Source organism: Microbacterium sp. NPDC091662 (assembly GCF_044756705.1).
GTDB lineage: Bacteria > Actinomycetota > Actinomycetes > Actinomycetales > Microbacteriaceae > Microbacterium.
Genome location: NZ_JBIVTM010000002.1, coordinates 793,934 through 812,614, shown reverse-complemented (window position 1 = coordinate 812,614; position 18,681 = coordinate 793,934). Strand labels below are relative to the sequence as shown.

Annotated in this window: 16 protein-coding genes; 10 read left to right on the top strand and 6 right to left on the bottom strand. The window is 70.0% G+C overall.

Going from position 1 to position 18,681, the window contains the following annotated elements; genetic code table 11:
- Positions 1-61: 61 nt before the first annotated feature.
- From ptsP to dhaK, 3 genes are read right to left on the bottom strand one after another with little or no spacing between them, the layout of a single operon-like run.
- The gene (gene ptsP / locus ACIQLD_RS17180) at positions 62-2,575 is read right to left on the bottom strand and encodes a phosphoenolpyruvate--protein phosphotransferase (RefSeq protein ID WP_402609942.1); all 2,514 of its coding nucleotides are present in this window, start codon (positions 2,573-2,575) and stop codon (positions 62-64) included.
- Positions 2,575-3,216 carry a dihydroxyacetone kinase subunit DhaL gene (gene dhaL, locus ACIQLD_RS17175; protein ID WP_402609940.1) on the bottom strand — a complete coding sequence of 214 codons (642 nt, stop codon included), beginning with the start codon at positions 3,214-3,216 and terminating at the stop codon, positions 2,575-2,577. Before dhaL ends, ptsP begins: the two co-directional genes overlap by 1 nt.
- A complete protein-coding gene (gene dhaK / locus ACIQLD_RS17170) occupies positions 3,216-4,208 on the bottom strand; it encodes a dihydroxyacetone kinase subunit DhaK (RefSeq protein WP_402610300.1) in 993 nt (330 codons plus the stop codon). Before dhaK ends, dhaL begins: the two co-directional genes overlap by 1 nt.
- Positions 4,209-4,367: 159 nt before the next feature.
- Between dhaK and ACIQLD_RS17165 the strand changes: the two genes are divergently transcribed.
- Entirely contained in the window at positions 4,368-5,135 is a 768-nt protein-coding gene (locus tag ACIQLD_RS17165) for an IclR family transcriptional regulator (protein ID WP_402609938.1), read from the top strand.
- 71 nt (positions 5,136-5,206) lie between these two features.
- On the opposite strand, the gene ACIQLD_RS17160 is transcribed toward ACIQLD_RS17165, so the two are convergent.
- Positions 5,207-7,327, bottom strand: coding sequence for a RecQ family ATP-dependent DNA helicase (locus tag ACIQLD_RS17160; RefSeq protein ID WP_402609936.1), 2,121 nt, complete (start codon positions 7,325-7,327; stop codon positions 5,207-5,209).
- Between the two features lie 92 nt (positions 7,328-7,419).
- Here ACIQLD_RS17160 and ACIQLD_RS17155 point away from each other — a divergent pair, with 92 nt between their 5' ends.
- The 8 genes from ACIQLD_RS17155 to ACIQLD_RS17120 all read left to right on the top strand — a co-directional run bounded on the left by ACIQLD_RS17155 (position 7,420) and on the right by ACIQLD_RS17120 (position 14,172).
- Positions 7,420-7,839: a pilus assembly protein CpaE gene (locus ACIQLD_RS17155; RefSeq protein WP_402609933.1), complete on the top strand. Its 420-nt coding sequence runs from the start codon at positions 7,420-7,422 to the stop codon at positions 7,837-7,839.
- 86 nt (positions 7,840-7,925) lie between these two features.
- Positions 7,926-8,900: a 1,2-phenylacetyl-CoA epoxidase subunit PaaA gene (paaA, locus tag ACIQLD_RS17150; protein ID WP_402609931.1), complete on the top strand. Its 975-nt coding sequence runs from the start codon at positions 7,926-7,928 to the stop codon at positions 8,898-8,900.
- The gene (gene paaB, locus ACIQLD_RS17145; RefSeq protein ID WP_017828375.1) at positions 8,900-9,205 is read left to right on the top strand and encodes a 1,2-phenylacetyl-CoA epoxidase subunit PaaB; all 306 of its coding nucleotides are present in this window, start codon (positions 8,900-8,902) and stop codon (positions 9,203-9,205) included. Before paaA ends, paaB begins: the two co-directional genes overlap by 1 nt.
- On the top strand, positions 9,202-10,053 hold the full coding sequence (paaC, locus tag ACIQLD_RS17140; RefSeq protein ID WP_402609929.1) for a 1,2-phenylacetyl-CoA epoxidase subunit PaaC: 852 nt from the start codon (positions 9,202-9,204) through the stop codon (positions 10,051-10,053). The genes paaB and paaC overlap by 4 nt, the downstream gene beginning before the upstream one ends.
- Positions 10,047-10,541, top strand: coding sequence for a 1,2-phenylacetyl-CoA epoxidase subunit PaaD (paaD, locus tag ACIQLD_RS17135; protein ID WP_402609927.1), 495 nt, complete (start codon positions 10,047-10,049; stop codon positions 10,539-10,541). The genes paaC and paaD overlap by 7 nt, the downstream gene beginning before the upstream one ends.
- Before the next feature lies 1 nt (position 10,542).
- Positions 10,543-11,706, top strand: a complete 1,164-nt coding sequence (gene paaE, locus ACIQLD_RS17130) for a 1,2-phenylacetyl-CoA epoxidase subunit PaaE (RefSeq protein WP_402609925.1) — start codon at positions 10,543-10,545, stop codon at positions 11,704-11,706.
- A gap of 11 nt (positions 11,707-11,717) precedes the next feature.
- The gene (locus ACIQLD_RS17125; protein ID WP_402609923.1) at positions 11,718-12,488 is read left to right on the top strand and encodes an enoyl-CoA hydratase/isomerase family protein; all 771 of its coding nucleotides are present in this window, start codon (positions 11,718-11,720) and stop codon (positions 12,486-12,488) included.
- A 160-nt stretch (positions 12,489-12,648) separates the two neighbouring features.
- Complete coding sequence (locus ACIQLD_RS17120; RefSeq protein ID WP_402609921.1) at positions 12,649-14,172, top strand: ATP-dependent DNA ligase; 1,524 nt, start codon at positions 12,649-12,651, stop codon at positions 14,170-14,172.
- Between the two features lie 18 nt (positions 14,173-14,190).
- Here ACIQLD_RS17120 and ACIQLD_RS17115 read toward each other — a convergent pair whose 3' ends face one another.
- Positions 14,191-14,700: a phosphoribosyltransferase gene (locus ACIQLD_RS17115; RefSeq protein ID WP_021198813.1), complete on the bottom strand. Its 510-nt coding sequence runs from the start codon at positions 14,698-14,700 to the stop codon at positions 14,191-14,193.
- Positions 14,701-14,863: 163 nt separating this feature from the next.
- On the opposite strand from ACIQLD_RS17115, the gene ACIQLD_RS17110 reads away from it, so the two are divergent.
- A complete protein-coding gene (locus ACIQLD_RS17110) occupies positions 14,864-16,513 on the top strand; it encodes a thiamine pyrophosphate-binding protein (RefSeq protein ID WP_402609919.1) in 1,650 nt (549 codons plus the stop codon).
- Between the two features lie 84 nt (positions 16,514-16,597).
- Here the strand turns inward: ACIQLD_RS17110 and ACIQLD_RS17105 are convergent, their stop codons facing one another.
- On the bottom strand, positions 16,598-18,514 hold the full coding sequence (locus tag ACIQLD_RS17105) for an endonuclease/exonuclease/phosphatase family protein (RefSeq protein WP_402609917.1): 1,917 nt from the start codon (positions 18,512-18,514) through the stop codon (positions 16,598-16,600).
- Positions 18,515-18,681 lie beyond the last annotated feature (167 nt).

The following is an 18,681-nucleotide window of genomic DNA, read 5'->3' as shown; positions in this document are numbered from 1 at the left end:
TCGATATCAGAATGAGATGGGGAAGCATGTCGTTGCACGCATATAGATGTGTCGGACCTCCTCAGGCACGAGCTAGTGCCGACGACGACGCCGCTCTGGCGGCTGCGACGGAGGACGCTTCGATCGCGCCGGCAGCAGCCCTTCGGCAGTCGTCCGACGACAGCTCACTCAGTCTCGCGGCCACCCGTCCCAGCGAGCGAGACGCCATCGACAGCGATGTCACCCCCAGCCCGACCAGCACCGGTGCGAGCTCGGGGTCGCCCCCCGCCTCGCCGCACACTCCCACCGGCTTGCCGGCCGCTCGCCCCGCCTCGCCGACGGCGGCGATGAGTCGCAGCACCGCGGGCTGCCACGGATCGTTCAAGTCTCCCAGTTCGCTGAGAAGGCGGTCGGCCGCCATCGTGTACTGCGCGAGGTCGTTGGTGCCGAGACTCACGAAGTCGACGACCTCGAAGAGCTCGGCCGCGAGCAGGGCGGCCGACGGGGTCTCGATCATGATGCCGACCCGGTCCAACCCCGCGGCCCGGCACCGGTCGGCGAACGCTCTGGCTTCATCGACCGTCGCGACCATCGGCGCCATCACCTCGACCAGCGCCTGCTCCTCGGCGGCCGCGCGCGCGAGAGCCCGAAGCTGGTCGTCGAGAAGCTGCGGCCGACGTCTGGCGATCCGCAGGCCGCGAACGCCGAGGGCCGGATTGTCCTCCCTGTCGGCGTTGGCGAACGGCAGCGGCTTGTCGCTGCCGGCGTCGAGGGTGCGCACCACGACCTTGCGCCCGGGGAAGGCCGCCAGCACCCCACGATAGGCGACGATCTGCTCGTCCACGCTCGGAGCGTCGGCGCGATCGAGGAAGCAGAACTCCGTGCGGAAGAGCCCGATGCCCTCCGCGTGAGCTGAAGACGCGATCGTCGCGTCGGCCGCGCCCCCGACGTTCGCCAGGAGCCGGACACGGTGCCCGTCGGAGAGGGCGCCGGCACCGTCGAACTCGACGACCGTCGCCGACGCGCGCGCTTCGGCGACGCGAGACGGCGTCGGCTCGACCTCGACCGTGCCGCGGTCACCGTCGACGAGCACCATCGCTCCCGCAGCGATGCCTTCCGCGTCGGTCAGACCGACCACCGCCGGCAGTCCGAGGGATCGCGCGATGATGGCGGTGTGCGACGTAGGTCCGCCCTGCGCGGTGACGAGGGCGATGCACATTCCGCCGGCGAGCAATGCCGTGTCAGCCGGGGCGAGATCAGTTGCGACCAGTACGAACGGCTCATCGCGCTCGGGGACGCCCGGCATGTCGACCTCGAGGATCTCGGCGATGATCCGGTCGCGCACGTCGCGGATGTCGGCGATGCGCTCGGCCATCCGCCCTCCCAGCGCGGCGAGCGCCTTCTCGTGGACCACGGCTGTCTCCCAGACCGCACGGGCGGCGCTGCGTCCCTTCGACCGCACGAGCGCCGTCGCCTCGGACACCAGTTCGGGATCGGATGCCAACAGGCGGGAGGCGTCGAGGATCGCCCTGGTCTCCCCCGTCGTCGTGGCCGTGCGCGAGCGGAGCTGATCGGCCACGGCGACGGCTGCCCACTCGATCGCCGAGACCTCGGAGTCGCGATCGGCCTCGGGGACGACCGTGGTCGGATCGGGCTCAGGAAGCGGGGGCGCGAGGTGGATCACGGGCGCGGCGACGCGACCCGAGCTCACGCCACGGCCGCGAAGCACGGTACCCGGCGTGATCGCACGCACCGGCCCCCTCTCTGGCGACGACGGCGCGGCGCCCGCGGATACCGCAGCGTCGCCCGCGGATACCGCAGCGGAGGGCGCCTCCGCCGTCTCGGAAGGCGCCTGCTCCGTCCCCTCGCCGAACCCGTCGTCGAACAGCGCGACCAGGCGGTCGAGCGCCTCCGTCGCATCGTCACCGCGGGCGGACAACTCGAGTTCGTCGCCCTGCCGGGCCCCGAGGACGAGGAGACGGGTCAGACTAGCCGCGGCCGCGTCGGGTCCGTCAGGGAGGCGGCGCAGGCGCACGTCCGCTCCTGCCGCCGCTTTGGCGATGAGGGCGGCAGGACGCGCATGGATGCCGAGCGAATTGCGCACGCGCACCCGGCGCACCTGGGCATCGCCCCCCGAAGCCGGGACATCGGGAGCCTTCGGTGCGTGTTCCTCTTCGACACCGAGCGCACCGGTCTTCGCCCCCAACGCCGCCACGGCCTCCGCGGCCACCGCGTCCAGCGAACCGCCCGCAGCAGCAGAGACCACGGCCGCGAGGAGTCCCTCCACGAACGGGGCGGGGGCGAGCCGCACCGGCACGTCGCTCGACCGCAGCTCCAGCGCGAGCTCCGCGCTGAGCACGGCGGATCCCAGGTCCATGAGGACGAGCACGCCATCGCAATCAGCGGCGAGTTCGTCGATCGCCGCGGCGACAGCGACCGCGTCCGTCCCGAGAATGGGTGCGCCCTCGGGATCCACACCTCCTCCGGCCGCGACCTGCACCCGCACGCCATCGTCGTCGTGCACCATCTGCAGGGCAAGCTCCAGTGCCGCCTCGCCGAGCCGTGCGCTGTGGGAGACGGCGACGATGCCGATCATCAGGCGCTGCTCGCGACCGCCGCGGCGAGCGTGTCGAAGAGGATCGCCGTGGAAGCCGCACCCGGGTCGAGATGCCCGGCACTGCGTTCCCCGAGATAGCTCGCCCTGCCCTTTCGGGCTACCAGCGGGAGGGTCGCATCACGGCCCGCGGCCGCGGCATCCGCTGCCGCGCGGGCGGCATCCGCGACGGACGAGCCCCCGGCGAGCGCCGCATCCATCGCATCCACCGCCGGCGCCATCGCGTCGAACATGGTCTTGTCCCCCGCTTCCGCCTTGCCGCGTGCGACGATTCCGTCGAGTCCCGCCCGGAGCGCGGACGCGAGAGCGGGGCCGTCGACTTCGGACACCGGCCCGGCCGCCATCCCCATCCGCAGGAAGAAGGTGCCGTAGAGCGGCCCACTGGCTCCGCCGACAGAACTCACCAGAGTCATGCCGACCGTTTTCAGCAGCTCATCGACCGTACCCGGCGCGCCCGCGGAGAGCTTCTCGCCGACCGCGCCCATGCCGCGAGCCATGTTGGCGCCGTGGTCGGCGTCGCCGATGGCCGAGTCGAGTTCGGTGAGCCAGTCACGCTTCTCGGCGACCGCCGTGCCGAACCTGGCGACCCAATCGGCGAGGACGGTGGTGTCGACCGCAGCCATCAGACGCCCCACCGCAGACCCGGCGTGTTCACCGGTGCGTCCCACAGGCGCAGCAGCTCGTCGTCCGCCTTGAGGAGGGTGACCGAGCACCCCGCCATGTCGAGCGAGGTGATGTAGTTGCCGACGAGGTTCCTGGCGATCTGCACGCCCGTTTTCTCGAGGATCGCCGCGACCTCTCCGTACATGAGGTAGAGCTCGATGAGCGGCGTCGCGCCCATGCCGTTGAGCATCACGATTGCGGGTCCTGCGGCATCGATGTCGGCGAGGATCGGCTCGACCAGCTGCCGGGCGATCTCGGACGCCGGAGCGAGGGGTTCGCGGTGACGCCCCGGCTCGCCGTGGATGCCGATGCCGATCTCCATCTGATCGTCCGGAAGGTCGAACGTGGGCTTGCCGGCGGCGGGCACGGTGCAGCTCGTCAGAGCCATGCCCATCGAGCGTCCCTGACCGTTGACCTTCTTGGCCAGTTCGAGGACGGCGGCGAGGTCACGCCCCTCCTCCGCGGCCGCGCCGACGATCTTCTCGAGCAGCACGGTGAGACCCACCCCGCGGCGACCGGCGGTGTACAAGGAGTCCTGCACGGCGACGTCGTCATCCACGGTGATGCTGCCCACCTCGATCCCGTCCATCGCGGCGAGCTCGGCGGCCATCTCGAAGTTCAGCACGTCGCCGGTGTAGTTCTTGACGATATGGAGCACGCCAGCGCCGCGATCCACGGCCTGGGTGGCGACCTGGACGCGGTCAGGGGTCGGAGAGGTGAAGACCTCGCCGGCGACCGCCGCATCCAGCATCCCGGTGCCGACGAAACCGCCGTGCAGGGGCTCGTGGCCGGACCCACCGCCGGAGACGATCGCGACCTTGCCCTGCGCCTTGGGTGTGGCGCGGGTGATGACATGGTTCTCGAGGTCGACGGAGAGCTCGGGGTGAGCGAGGGCGACGCCCTTCAACGATTCGACGAGAACGTCTTCCGGGGCGTTGATGAGCTTCTTCATCATTCGATCTCCTTTGATCCTTCGAGGCTGCTTTCGCAAAAATCCGAAAGCAATTCGTTAATGTCGAATATGCTCGGACCCTGCCGGGTTGTCAAGATCAATCGTGAAGCCCGGCTCCACTTGCACCGGCTCGACGACGCACCCGAAGGAGGCCTCCCCGTGATCCAGGCGATCGACCGCGCGGCGAAGATCCTCGAGCTGCTCCAGGGAGCACGCCATCTCGGCATCACCGACCTCGCGGCAGCACTCGGCCTGCCGCCGTCGACCGTGCACGGGATCGTGAAGTCGTTGCGCGCGCACGGACTGGTCGCGAAGGAGCGGGGCGGCCAGCGCTACATGCTCGGTCCGACCCTCCTGCGCCTGAGCAACGTCTATCTCGACACCCTCGACGTGCGCGCCAGGGCGATGCGGTGGACGCAGGAACTCGCGCGCCGCACGAATCTCTCGGTACGACTGGGCGCACCGCACTTCACCGACGTGCTCGTCATCCATCACAACCTGCGCCCCGACGACAGCCAGCAGATGCTCGAGACCGGGGTCGCCATCCCCGCTCATGCCTCGGCGATGGGAAAGGTGCTCCTCGCCTACGACCTGGGCTTCCAGCAGAGCGTGTTCGAGCAGCCACTGCGCAGCCTCACCGGCGACACGATCACCGATGTCGCACGATTGACCCTCGAGCTACCGGCGATCGCCGAACGCGGTACGGCCGGAGAGTTCGACGAGGCTGTGCTCGGCGAGTCCTCGATCGCCGCCCCCGTCGCCGATGCGTCGAACGACATCGTCGCCGCGGTCGCCGTGGTGCTGCCCACATCGCAGACACCCGCCTCGGATGCGATCCTCAATGCCCTGCGAGAGACGGCACGGAACGTCTCCCGCGAACTCGGAGCGACCACCTGGCCACCGCGCGTCGCGCCCGCCGACGACTGACACATACGACTGACATACATGCGCGCTCGGTGCGGCGCGGCGGACCAGCACTCGCCCGACGTCTGATCCACTCAGCCGCGAAGCGCGAGGGCGAACGGCAGGACCGCGGTCGCCCCGGCCTGGCGGAGCGACCGGGCAGCGACTGTCATGGTCCATCGACTGTCGACCAGGTCATCGACAAGGAGGACCGGGCCCGGCGGCACATCGAGGTGCTGCGCGCTGAAGCGATCCCAGAGTCCGGCGAGACGGAAGACGCTGTTCCCACCCGGTCCGCCGGAGGGCCCGCCCCCGACGGGTTCGAGCGCGCCGAGGTACGGCAGCCGGCCGACATCGGCGAGCCCGCGGGCGAGCGAGTCGACCAGCAGCGGGTGCGAACGCGACGGCATCGCGACCACCGCCACGGGGCGCTCCTCCCACCCCCATCCGGCGAGCACGCGGATGCAGGCCTGGAGCAGCTGCGGGGTCACCGCGGCATCGGGCGCCCCCGCCGCGAACAGATCGCGCAGCGCCCCTCCCCAGCCCAGGTCGGTGAGACGCGCCAGCGCCCTCCCCTCGCCCGCCTGCTCATCGGCGGGGATGCGCCCCTTGACCGGCACGTCGAGCCGATCGGCACCGGTCGGCCAGGCACGACGAGGCTCGATCGGCACACCGACACGGTCGAGCGACTCCGCGGCCTGCGAGCTCGCGGATTCTCCGATCTCGCGAGGGAACCACCCGCCCGCGCAGTTGTCACACCTTCCGCAGGGCGCGGCCGTGTCGTCGTCGAGGGCGCGCTGCAGGAACTCCATACGACAGCCGTCGGTCTGCTCGTACTCGATCATGTGCTGCTGCTCGGCGAGACGCTCGGCGGCGATGCGCTCGTAACGCTCGGCGTCGTAGGTCCACGGCTCGCCGGTCGCGACCCATCCGCCCTGCACGCGCCGCACCGCGCCGTCGACGTCGAGAACCTTCAGCAGCAGCTCGAGCGGCGTGCGGCGGATGTCGACCATCGCCTCGAGTGCCGGCGTCGAGATCGGGGTAGCGCCGAGCGCACCGATGACGCGTTCCGCACGCTCACGATCCGGCATCGATGCCGTCGCGAAGTAATGCCAGATGTCGCGATCCTCGACACCGGGCAGCAGCAGCACGTCGGCGCTCTCGCTCGCACGGCCGGCACGGCCGACCTGCTGGTAGTAGGCCACCGGCGACGAGGGTGCACCGAGGTGGAGCACGAAGCCCAGGTCTGGCTTGTCGAAGCCCATACCCAGTGCGCTGGTGGCGACCAGCGCCTTGACCTCGTTGCGCTTGAGCATCGCCTCGGACTCGGCCCGTTCGTCGGTGTCGGTCTGTCCGGTGTAGGCCCGCACGTCGTGTCCGTGGTCTCGCAGCAGCCGGGCGGTGTCGACGGCGGCCGCGACGGTCAGCGTGTAGATGATGCCGGAACCGGGAAGATCGTCGATGTGGCTGAGCAGCCACGCGAGACGGCTCGCCGAATCGCGCAGCCGCAGCACTCCCAGACGCAATGACGTGCGCGCGAGCGGGCCGCGGATCGTGAGCACCGGCTCGGCGTCGCGGTCACCGCTCTGGAGACTGCCGAGTTGCTCGGCGACATCTGCCACGACGCGACTGTTCGCCGTCGCGGTGGTCGCCAGCACCGGCACATCGGCGGGCATCTGCGCGATGAGGTCGCGCAGCCGCCGGTAGTCGGGGCGGAAGTCGTGTCCCCAATCGCTGATGCAGTGGGCCTCGTCGACGACGAGCATGCCGATGCGACGCACCAGCGCCGGCAGCTGCTGCTCGCGGAACGCGGGGTTGTTGAGCCTCTCCGGCGAGACCAGCAGCACGTCGACCTCGTCGCGGTCGAGCTGCCCCAGCACGTCGGTCCACTCGTGAGCATTGGTCGAGTTGATCGCGACGGCCCGCACCCCCGCACGCTCTGCAGCCGCGATCTGGTCGCGCATGAGTGCCAGCAACGGCGACACCAGCACGGTCGGCCCTGCGCCCTGACGCCTCAGCAGCAGGGTCGCGACGAAGTACACCGCGGACTTTCCCCAGCCGGTGCGCTGCACCACGAGCGCGCGCCGACGTCCCTCGACCAGCGCCTCGATCGCCTCGTACTGCCCGTCGTGGAAGTCGGCGTCTGAGCGGCCGACGAGTTCGCGCAGCGCCGCGCGTGCGGCCTCACGGGTATCGGCGGGGGCTGCGGAAGTCATGCCCCCACTCTGCCCCACGCCGCCGACACGACGTCGTCGTCATCCACAGGTTCGCCGAGCCTTCGGCGAGTCCGGTCGTCTAGCGTGAGGAGATGATCACACGCGAGCTCGCCGTCGCCCTGCGAGACTCCGGACTGGTCTGGCATCCCGCCGAGGGCGACCGCTTCCAGCTCGACCTGCCGGACGAGGTGGAGCGCGAAGCCGAGGCCGAGGTCTTCACCGTCAGCGAGATGACGATCGAGGCCCGTCAGACACCGAGCGGCACTGACCTGGCCTTCAACGGCACAACGGAATGGGCACTCGACGCGGTGACCCTCGCGGAGGCGGTGTGGCTGCCGCGGGAGGACCAGCTGCGCGAGCTGCTCCGGGGCACCTTCCGCGCGCTGGTGCGCCTCGAAGACGCCTTTCGCGTCGAGGTCGAGATCGGTGGCGACATGATCGCATTCGAGCACCCCGACCCTTCGGAGGCATATGGCCGAGCGCTCCTCGAGCTGATCTCACGCTCGCACTGACCACGCGCCTTGAAACCGGCCGGGCTCTGTGTCAGAATTACCTAACGATCGGTCAGTAAAGTTGGCCGGATGCCGAGGAGTCGACGATGACCAGTCCCGCAGACCTGTCCCTGGTGGGCGAGCCCTCCGACGATGAGCGCCTCTTCGACGAGCTCATCGCGAACGAGCAGCGCATCGAACCGCGCGACTGGATGCCCGACGCCTACCGCAAGACGCTGGTGCGGCAGATCTCCCAGCACGCGCACTCCGAGATCATCGGCATGCAGCCCGAGGGCAACTGGATCACGCGCGCGCCGAGCCTCAAGCGCAAGGCGATCCTGATGGCGAAGGTGCAGGATGAAGCCGGGCACGGCCTCTACCTCTATTCCGCCGCGCAGACCCTCGGCACCACCCGCGACGAGATGATGGACCAACTCATCAGCGGCAAGGCCAAGTACTCGTCGATCTTCAACTACCCGACCCCGACCTGGGCCGACATGGGCGCGATCGGCTGGCTCGTCGACGGTGCCGCGATCTGCAATCAGGTGCCGCTGTGCCGCGCGTCGTACGGTCCGTACGGCCGCGCCATGGTGCGCGTATGCAAAGAGGAGTCGTTCCACCAGCGGCAGGGCTTCGAGATCCTGCTCACGCTGATGCAGGGCAGCGATGAACAGCGCGAGATGGCGCAGGACGCTGTGAACCGCTGGTACTGGCCGAGCCTGGCGATGTTCGGGCCGCCCGACGACCAGTCCCCCAACTCGGCACAGTCGATGAAGTGGAAGATCAAGCGGTTCTCGAACGACGAGCTGCGCCAGCGGTTCGTCGGCATGCTCGTACCCCAGGCCGAGATCCTCGGGGTGACCCTGCCCGACCCCGATCTGCGCTTCGACGAGCAGACCGGTCAGTACGTGATCGGCGAGATCGACTGGGACGAGTTCTTCGAGGTGGTGCGCGGCAACGGGCCGTGCAACGCCGAGAGACTCGAGCGCCGACGCACGGCCCACGAAGAGGGCGCCTGGGTGCGCGAGGCCGCAGCGGAGTACGCCCGCAAGCAGGCATCGAAGACGAAGGCGGTGGCGTGATGGCCACTCCGGGAGCGGACGAGCGCGAACCCTGGCCACTGTGGGAGGTCTTCGTGCGCGCGAACCGCGGGCTGAGCCATGTGCATGTCGGCTCGCTGCATGCCCCCGACGCCGAGATGGCGATCCGCAATGCGCGCGACCTCTACACCCGACGCGGAGAGGGCGTGTCGATCTGGGTCGCCCCGGCAGACGCGATCACCACGAGCGACCCCGATGCCAAGGGCGCGTACTTCGAGAGTCCCGCGGGCAAGAACTACCGCCACGCCGTGTACTACACGGCCTCCGAAGGGGTCCCGCACCTGTGAGCGCGCCGCGCCCGGGCACCGCGCACGCGGACGTCGACATCCACGGTGACGTCTCGGTCGACGAGCTCCGCCTCTCGCAGGAGCTCTCCGGCACCGGCGCAGTGGCCGCATCCGCCGACGTGGCCGAGTACGCACTGCGTCTCGGCGATGACGCCCTCATCCTCTCTCAGCAGCTGGGGGCGTGGATCTCGCGCGCCCCGGAGCTGGAGGAAGACGTGGCCCTCGGCAACATCGCCCTCGACCTGCTCGGCCACGCGCGCTCGTTCCTGCACTACGCGGGGTCGTACGACGGCCGCAGCGAAGACGACCTCGCCTTCTTCCGCGATGAACCCGAGTTCCGCTGCGCGTGGATCGTGCAGCAGCCCAACGGCGACTTCGCCCAGACGATCGCCCGGCAGTTCGTCGTGGCGACCTCCATGTTCGAGCTCTACTCGGCGCTGCGCGGGAGCAGCGATGAGACGTTCGCCGCGATCGCCGAGAAGTCGCTCAAAGAAGTCGACTACCACCGCGATCACGCCGTTCAGTGGATGCTGCGCCTCGCGGGCGGCACCGAGGAGTCCCGCGCCCGCATCATCCGGGCGATCGGTGATGTCTGGCCATACGTCGACGAGCTGTTCCGCGACGATGAGCTGATCGAGCGACTCGGCGATGCGGCCGTGGCCCCGTCGAGCCTGCGTCCCGGGTTCGACGGAGTGGTCGCGACCGTCTTCACCGAGGCGGGGCTGACGGTTCCCGACGTGATGCCGTCGTCGGCGGGTGGGCGCCACGGCGCGCACGCGACCCCCCTCGGCCACATCCTCGCCGAGATGCAGGTGCTCGCACGACGGCACCCGGGGGCGACATGGTGACGCTCACCCCGACACAGGCAGCCTGGCGGATCGCCGCCTCCGTTCCCGACCCGGAGGTCCCCGTCCTCACGATCGAAGACCTCGGCGTTCTCCGTGCCGTCGAGGTCGACGGCACGGTCGTCCACGTCGACATCACGCCGACGTACAGCGGCTGCCCCGCGATGGACACGATCCGAGACGACGTGATCCTCGCCCTCACCGCCGCCGGCTTCGACCGGGTGGATGTGCGCCTGGTGCTCTCCCCCGCCTGGACGACGGACTGGATGACGGATGCCGGCAAGACGAAGCTCGCGGAGTACGGCATCGCGCCGCCCTCCGGTCGCGCCGCCGTCTCGACCGGCCCGATCCGCCTGGCGTTGAGCGTGCGGTGCCCGCGATGCGGCTCGCTCGACACCCGGGAGGTCTCCCACTTCGGCTCCACCTCGTGCAAGGCGCTGTTCGAGTGCCGCGCCTGCCTCGAACCCTTCGATCACTTCAAGGTGCACTGACATGTCGCTCTTCACCTCGGCTCCCGCACCCTCGCCGCGGGCGACGGCCGCACGCGCGACCTCCCCTCGGAAGCGCGCCCGCTTCCACACCCTCACGGTCGAGGACGTGCGCCCGCTCACCGACGACGCGGTCGAGGTGACGTTCACGGTTCCCGCTGCACTCGCCGACGACTACGACCACCTTCCCGGTCAGTACGTCGCCCTGCGCACCACGCTCGACGGCGTCGAGGTGCGGCGCTCCTACTCGCTCTGCCGCGCACCGGAGCATCGTGACGACGGGCACGACACCCGACTGAGCGTCGCCGTGAAGCGCGACGAGGGCGGACTCTTCTCGACGTGGGCGCAGACCGGCCTGCACGCCGGATACGAGATCGACGTGATGAGCCCGCAGGGTACCTTCACCTCGGCACTCGACGACCTCGACGACCGTCATGTGGTGGGGATCGCCGCCGGTTCCGGCATCACGCCGCTGATGGCGCTCGCGCACACGGTGCTGACCCGGTCGGACACGTCGCGGTTCACCCTGCTCTACACGAACCGCGCCACGCTCGACGTGATGTTCCTGGAAGACCTGGCCGATCTCAAGGACCGCTACCCGACCCGGCTCGTGCTGCACCACGTGCTGTCTCGGGAGCAGCGTGCAGCCCCCGTACTGTCTGGCCGGATCGACGAGCAGAAGCTACGCACGATCCTCGGCACGCTCATCCCGCCGTCGACCGTCGACGAGTGGTTCCTGTGCGGACCGCTCGCCCTGGTCGACCTCTGTCGCGAGGTGCTGGCCGACGTCGGGGTGGACCGCTCGCACATCCGCTTCGAGCTGTTCACGACCGGCGACGAACCGGCACGGGCGGCCCGGCCTGTGCAGGTGCGCGCCGGTGAGAAGACCGTGCGCATCGAGGTCACGCTCGACGGCGTCTCGTCGACCGTGGAGAGTCCGGTGGATGCGCACGAGTCGGTGCTCAACGCGGCGCTGCGCGTGCGGCCCGACGCTCCGTTCGCCTGCGCTGGCGGTGTGTGCGGCACCTGCCGCGCCCGCGTGATCGAGGGCAGTGTGACCCTGACCGAGAACTACGCGCTCGAGCCCGACGAACTCGAGCGCGGGTTCGTGCTCACCTGCCAGTCCCACCCGACCAGCGACCGCGTGGTCGTCGACTACGACGTCTGACCGGAGACCTGATGATCGACCTCACCATCGCCGACGACGTCGCCACGATCGTCCTGAACGCGCCGTCGAAGCTCAACGCCCTCGACGAGCAGGCCCTCACCGAACTGGATGCGGCTTATGTCGAGGCGGAGGCGGCGGGCGTGCGAGCGCTCGTGCTCCGCGGCGAGGGGCGCGGGTTCTGCGCGGGCCGCGACATCTCCGGCGTCGATCCTCGGGATGACGATGTGCTCGGTTATCTCGACGGACGTGTGACGCCGTTGCTGCAACGAATGTCACGATTCCCCGCGCCGACGTTCGCCGTCGCGCACGGAGCGTGCCTCGGTGTGGGTCTCGGGCTGCTCATCGCGACGGATGTCGTGTACGTGGCGGAGTCGGCGAAGATCGGCTCCCCGTTCGCGGCGCTCGGTGCGACGCTCGACTCCGGCGGCCACGCCCTGTTCCTCGAGCGGCTCGGCGCACACAAGACTCTCGACCTGATCTACACGGGGCGGCTGATGAGTGGAGCGGAGGCCGTGGCATCGGGCCTGTTCTCGCGCGTGTTCCCCGACGACGAGGTCGTGCAGGCGACGACGGATGCCGCATCGACGGCGGCGCGCGGCGCCACGGCGGCGTTCCTGGCGAGCAAGGAGCTCATCACCCGCATCCGCGACGAGCGGCTCACGCTCTGGGATGCGGTCGGCATCGAGAATGCCGCCCAGGCCGCACTGTGCGACACCGACGACTACAGGGAAGGGTTCGCGGCGTTCCAGGAGAAGCGGAAGCCCGAGTTCCGTGGACGCTGACGCCTCGCCCCGCTCACGCGTGCCCGAGCGGGGACCCGACTCACGCGGCATCAGGCAGTCGCGCCGCATCAGGCAGTTCGGGCGACGATCGGCCTGAATCGGCGCATCGGCCTGAATCCGTCTCCTGTCCAGCGTCGGTGGCCGGTGCGACAATACCGGGATGATGCTCTCCGAGGTCGTCTCCGCGACAGATGAGGTCTCCGCCACGGCGTCTCGGCTCGCGAAAGTCGATGCCCTGGCGCGACTGCTGGCACGATCCGCCCCAGATGAGATCGCAACGCTCGTGGGACTGCTGCTGGCCTCCCCACGTCAGGGCCGACTCGGCGTCGGATGGCGGGGGCTCACAGCCATCGAGATCGCGCACGCCGACGATCCCACGCTGACCGTGGGCGATGTCGACACCTCGCTCGACGCCCTCGCCGCGGCGTCCGGTTCCGGCTCGACGGCCACCCGCACGGGCATCCTCGTCGAGCTCGCGTCGCGCGCCACGGCGGCGGAGTGGGACTTCCTGGTCCGCGCCATGCTCGGCGAACTCCGCACGGGGGCGTTGTCCGGCGTGCTCCTCGACTCGATCGCGAGAGCAGCCGACCGCCCCCTCGCCCTCGTGCGGCGCGCGGCCATGCTCTCCGGTGACCTCGGGGAGACCGCGCGAGTCGCCCTCGCCGACGACGCCGATGCCCTCGAGGCCATCGGTCTTCAGGTCGGACGCCCCGTCCTGCCGATGCTGGCGGCCACCGCGCCGACGCCCTCCGCTGCGCTCGCGATCACCGGCACCGCATCGGTGGAGTACAAGCTCGACGGCGCCCGCATCCAGGTGCACCGTCACGGAGACGAGGTCGGCGTCTACACGCGGAGCCTGGCCGACATCACGCACCGGGTGCCGGAGCTCGTCGAGATCGTGCGCGCACTTCCCGTGCACGATGTCATCCTCGACGGCGAGACGCTCTCGCTCGACGAAGACGGCGGGCCGCGCCCGTTTCAGGAGACCATGTCGCGGTTCGGCGCCGATGTGTCGCGCGAGCTCGTCCTGCGACCGTGGTTCTTCGACGTGCTGCACGTGGATGGGCGCGATCTGATCGACGAGCCGCTGTCCGTGCGGCTGGCCGAACTGGAACGCGTGGCCGGCGACTGGCGGATGCCCGGCCTCGTCACGGCCGATCCGGATGCCGCCGAACGTCTCTCGCGCGAGGCCCTCGCCGCGGGCCACGAGGGAGTCGTGGTCAAGGCGATCGACGCCCCCTACGCAGCCGGTCGTCGAGGCAAGTCCTGGGTCAAGGTCAAACCCGTGCTGACCTTCGATCTGGTGGTCCTCGGCGCGGAGTGGGGCTCCGGCCGCCGTCGCGGATGGCTCTCGAACCTGCACCTGGGCGCGCGCGATCCCGCCGGTGAGTTCGGCGATCCCGGCGGCTTCGTCATGGTCGGCAAGACGTTCAAAGGACTCACCGACGAGCTGCTGCGGTGGCAGACCGCGGAGTTCCCCGAGCACGAGTCGCACCGCACCGCGTCGACCGTGTTCCTGCGGCCCGAGCTCGTCGTGGAGATCGCGATCGACGGCGTGCAGCGCTCACCGCGGTATCCGGGCGGCCTCGCGCTGCGTTTCGCCCGCGTGAAGGGATACCGCCCCGACAAGGCTCCGACCGAAGCCGACACCATCCAGACGTTGCGTTCGATGCTGCACGCGTGACCCCCCTGCGCAGCAGGCTCAGGCGGAGGGCGCGAGCCCCTGATCCTCTTCGCGGACGGTTCCGCGGAACGACCAGGGGAAGTCGATCCAGAGGTCGGTGTCCTTCCAGGCGAAGTCGGGCTGGATGATCGTCGACGGCTTGGTGTAGATCGTGACCGACCGCACGTCGGCGCCCTTGTCCTTCAGCAGCTGCACGGCCAGGGCGAGGGTGCGACCCGAATCCGCGACGTCGTCGACGAGCAGCACGCGGCGCCCGTCCAGGTACGCCATGTCGAGCTCGGGAGGCAGCACCTCCGGCGCGTCGAGCACGGTGCCGATGCCGGTGTAGAACTCGACATTGATCGCTCCGCAGTTCTTGGCACCGAGACCATAGGCGATCGCGCCTGCCGGGAGGAGTCCGCCGCGCGCGATGGCCACGACGACCTCGGGCATGAAGCCGCTGTCGAGGATGTTCCGTGCCAGATCGCGCGTCGCCGCTCCGAAGCCGTCCCAGGTGAGTGTCTCGCGCTCGATCTCTGCATCAGTCATTCCTGCATTCTCCCGCATTCCGCAAGGCTCTCCCGCCGGTAGACTGAGCGGGTCCGGCCCGGCCGGTGCCTGAAAAAGAGGCACGAAGCGCTCCGCGAAGACGCAGAGGCGAGACACATACGGATTCCGCACTACCTCCGTCCCTGTCTCGAAAGGCTTTCGCATGCCCACCGTCTCCGCGCACGTCGCCCTCACCCTCGCTCAGCACGTCGACGCCGTGTTCGGGGTGATGGGCAACGGCAACGCCTACTTCCTCGACGCGATCGAGACGCAGACGGATGCCGTGTTCACCGCCGTCCGCCACGAGCAGGGTGCCGTGGTCGCCGCCGACGCCCACTTCCGGGCGTCGGGTCGCATCGCCGCCGGCACGTCGACGTACGGCGCCGGTTTCACGAACACCCTGACCGCGCTCGCAGAAGCCGTGCAGGCGCACGTGCCGCTCGTGCTCGTCGTCGGAGACGAGCCCACGTCCGGCCCACGCCCGTGGGACGTCGACCAGATCGCCCTCGCCTCCGCGGTCGGCGCCCGCACCTATACCGTCGGACGCGCGGATGCCGCCGCCACCACGGTGATCGCGATCGAACACGCCCTCACCTACCGGGTGCCGGTGGTCCTCGCGATCCCATACGACGTCGCGGCGCTCGAAGCGGGCGAAGTCCCGGAGGCCCCGGCTCCGCGTATCCCCGCTGCGCTCGCCCCGCGCGGGGAGTTCGCCGACGCGATGCTCGACGAGATCGCCGCCGCGCTGGCAGGTGCCGAGCGACCGTTCCTGCTCGCCGGTCGCGGCGCGTGGCTGTCAGGAGCGAGCGCCGCGCTGGGAGAACTGGCCGCCGCGACGGGCGCCCTCACCGCATCGTCGGCCCTCGGCCGCGGAGTGTTCCCCGACACCAGGTACGACCTCGGGGTGACCGGCGGCTTCGGTGCCGACGGCGCGATGGAGCTCGTGCGCACGGCGGACGTCGCCGTCGTGTTCGGCGCAGCCCTGAACCAGTTCACGATGCGGTTCGGCGAGCTGTTCGCTCCGGGCACGCGCGTCTTCCAGATCGACATCGCGCCGGCCGCGACGCACGCGCACGTCGGAGGCTTCGTGCGTGCCGACGCCCGGCTGGCCGCGGAGGAGCTCGTCGCCCGGATCGGATCCGCCGGATCGGCGACGCCCTGGCGCGAGACGGTCGATGTCGCTTCCGCGCGCACGTACGATGCCGGCGACGAACTTGCTCCGGACGGACGCCTCGACCCGCGCTCCGCCGCCCGCCGCATCGCCGAGCTGCTCCCGGAGGACCGCGTCGTGGTGTCCGACGGCGGTCACTTCATCGGGTGGGCGAACATGTACTGGCCGGTCGCCGCTCCCGACCGCATGATGATGGTCGGCACCGCGTTCCAGTCGATCGGTCAGGGATGGCCGAGCGTGGTCGGTGCGGCGTTGGCACGACGGGATTCGACCGTGGTGCTGACATCGGGCGATGGCGGCGGGCTGATGGCGATCGCCGATCTGGAATCGGCCGTGCGCGCTGCCGGTGGCCGCGGCATGGCCGTGGTCTGGAACGACGCCGCCTATGGCGCCGAGGTGAACCTCTACGGTCTCAAGGGGCTGGCGGAGGGCCCGATGCGCATCCCCGAGGTCGACTTCGCCGCGTTCGGTGCCGCGGTCGGCGCCGAGGGCGTCGTGGTGCGCACGCTCGCCGACCTCGACCGTCTCGCGAGCTGGACGGAAGAGGACGCGGCGACGCGCCCCTTCCTGCTCCTCGATCTGCGCATCTCCGGCGACGTGATCGCGCCGTATCAGCAGGAGATCATCCGCGTGAACTCCTGACCTCGGCGCATCCGCTCCGCGATCGGGATCGGGATCGGGCGATGCCGGCACGCCGCTGAGGCCGAGCCGGCACCGCCCGTCGGATCAACCGTGACGCCGACGCCGTCGCCACACGACGAGGCCCAGCCCCACGCCGAGCAGCAGCGCTCCACCGAGGAGCAACGGCGTGCTGTCGGCGCCGGTCGTGGCGAGGCTGTCACTCTTCACCGTCCCGGACCCGGATCCGGGGGCTGCGGCTCCCCCGGTGCCGGGTGCGCCACCCGGGGCACCCCCTGGCGTTCCGCCACCGGCAGGAGGCGTCACGGTGAGCGCGACGGTCGTCTCCGCACCATCGGGGTCGATGACGACGATGCTGTGAGCCCCGGGGGATGCGTCCGCCGGAACGGTGACGGTCGCACGGAACGCGCCCGACGCATCCGTGGTCGCCGTCCCGAGCGGCATCGGAGTCGAACGCAGCTCGATCCGCAGCGCGGTCGTGGCGGAGAAATCGGTACCCGAGATCGTGAGGTCGCTCCCGGCGGCGACCGAGGCCGCGCCGAGCTGCACGTTCGGCTGCTCGGGATCGGGCTTCGCGCACCCCTCGTCGCAGACCGTGAAGTTCGCCAGGACCGCCTTGTGATCGGAGGGCCAGACGGCATCCGGAGTGAAGATCTCGTCGGCGCTGTCGTCGACGATGCGGGCGTTGCGCACGATGGTCGACTGTGGGCCGACCACGGCCGCTCCGTCGATCGAGAGCCGCCCGTCCGGCGTCGCGAAGATGTAGTCGATGCGGTCGCGCTCGTCCGCCTCCGGCGCCCAGGTGAGCGATGACGTGGGGAACAGCGGGTTGTCCGAAGGCCACGTGAAGCCAGGGTTCGTCACAGGGTCGGGGTGCACCGTGCGGAAGGCGTCGACGAGTCCCCCGTCGAGCAGCGTCTGGGTCGTCTGCCAGGGGACGACGACGCCGTTGTGATCGAAGAGCCCCGCGGTGGCTGCCGTCCAGTCCTGCGAGGGTGGTTCGTTGAAGTCTCCGCCCACGATGGCGAGTCGTCCCGCCGTTCGCTCGGCGTCGATGTCGGCGACGAGATCCGCAGCCGCAGCGGGCCGGCCGGACTGCTCGTTCGCCTTCAGGATCGCCTCGACATCGGTCACGGGAGCGCCGAGCTTGTTCCAGGTGTTCCAACCGGTCGGCCAGTCGCCGAGGACCTCGCCGCCGTACCCCCGCGGAAGGTAGGTCGTGTACCAGCGGTACTCCAGGTGACCGCCGTAGACGACCACCTCGGAGCCGTTCACATCGAGCACCGCTTTCGACCACCAGCGGCCGACCGTGTCGGTGGAGACGATCGGATACCGCGAGACGATGCCGGTGTCGGTCGCGGTGAGGTGCTGGTAGCCGAGCAGCGCCGCGACCTGGGCGGGGGCCTGACCCACCTCGGGCAGGAACGTCACGTCGGCATCGGTCTGCGTGATGATGTCGGCGATCTGCCGCGCCCCGTCGGCGACCTGCGTGCCGCCGTGCCACACGTTGAACGTCAGCACGTTGAGGCCGCTCTTCCCCTCGATCTCCGGCTTCGGCTCGGCGGGGGTGACGGGAGGTTCGGCGTCATCGTCTGCGACGGTGAGGTCGATGGGTCCGGCGAGCACGTTGTAGCCGTCGTCCTCGAGGAGATAGATGTCGTACTCCCCCGCTCCCATCGTCGCTGAGTTGCGGGTCCATCCCTCGCGCGTCGACGGGTTCCAGGTGACCTCGCCGGCCGCGGCGGGAACGTATCGCCAGTCCAGGGATGCCGGGCCGCCGGGAACCACGCCGTCGCGATAGATGCCGATCCAGTTGCGGTCGTGAACAGCCGTGCCGGCATCGAACGTGAACGTCGCGGTGTCATCGATCGCAATGCTCGGAGAGTCGACGGCGAGCGATCCGTCTGACGCGTGCGCGGGCGGGGCCACGAGGATTCCGGCGAGAGCGATGGCTGCACCGAGGAGAGCGAGTCGCCCTCGCTTCGGCCGGGAGGGGAAGGTCATTGCGAAGAGGTCCTTTCGAAGCGCGGTCCGTCGAGACGGTACGGGCGTCGGATGACCGGCTCGTGACCTCGAGGTGAATGCCGGTCGCGAGTGGCGCGGCGAATGGTGGCCGGTGCGGGGAACCACCGTGGGCGTCGTCCGCTCCGCCCACGCCTGGCAGACTCGGA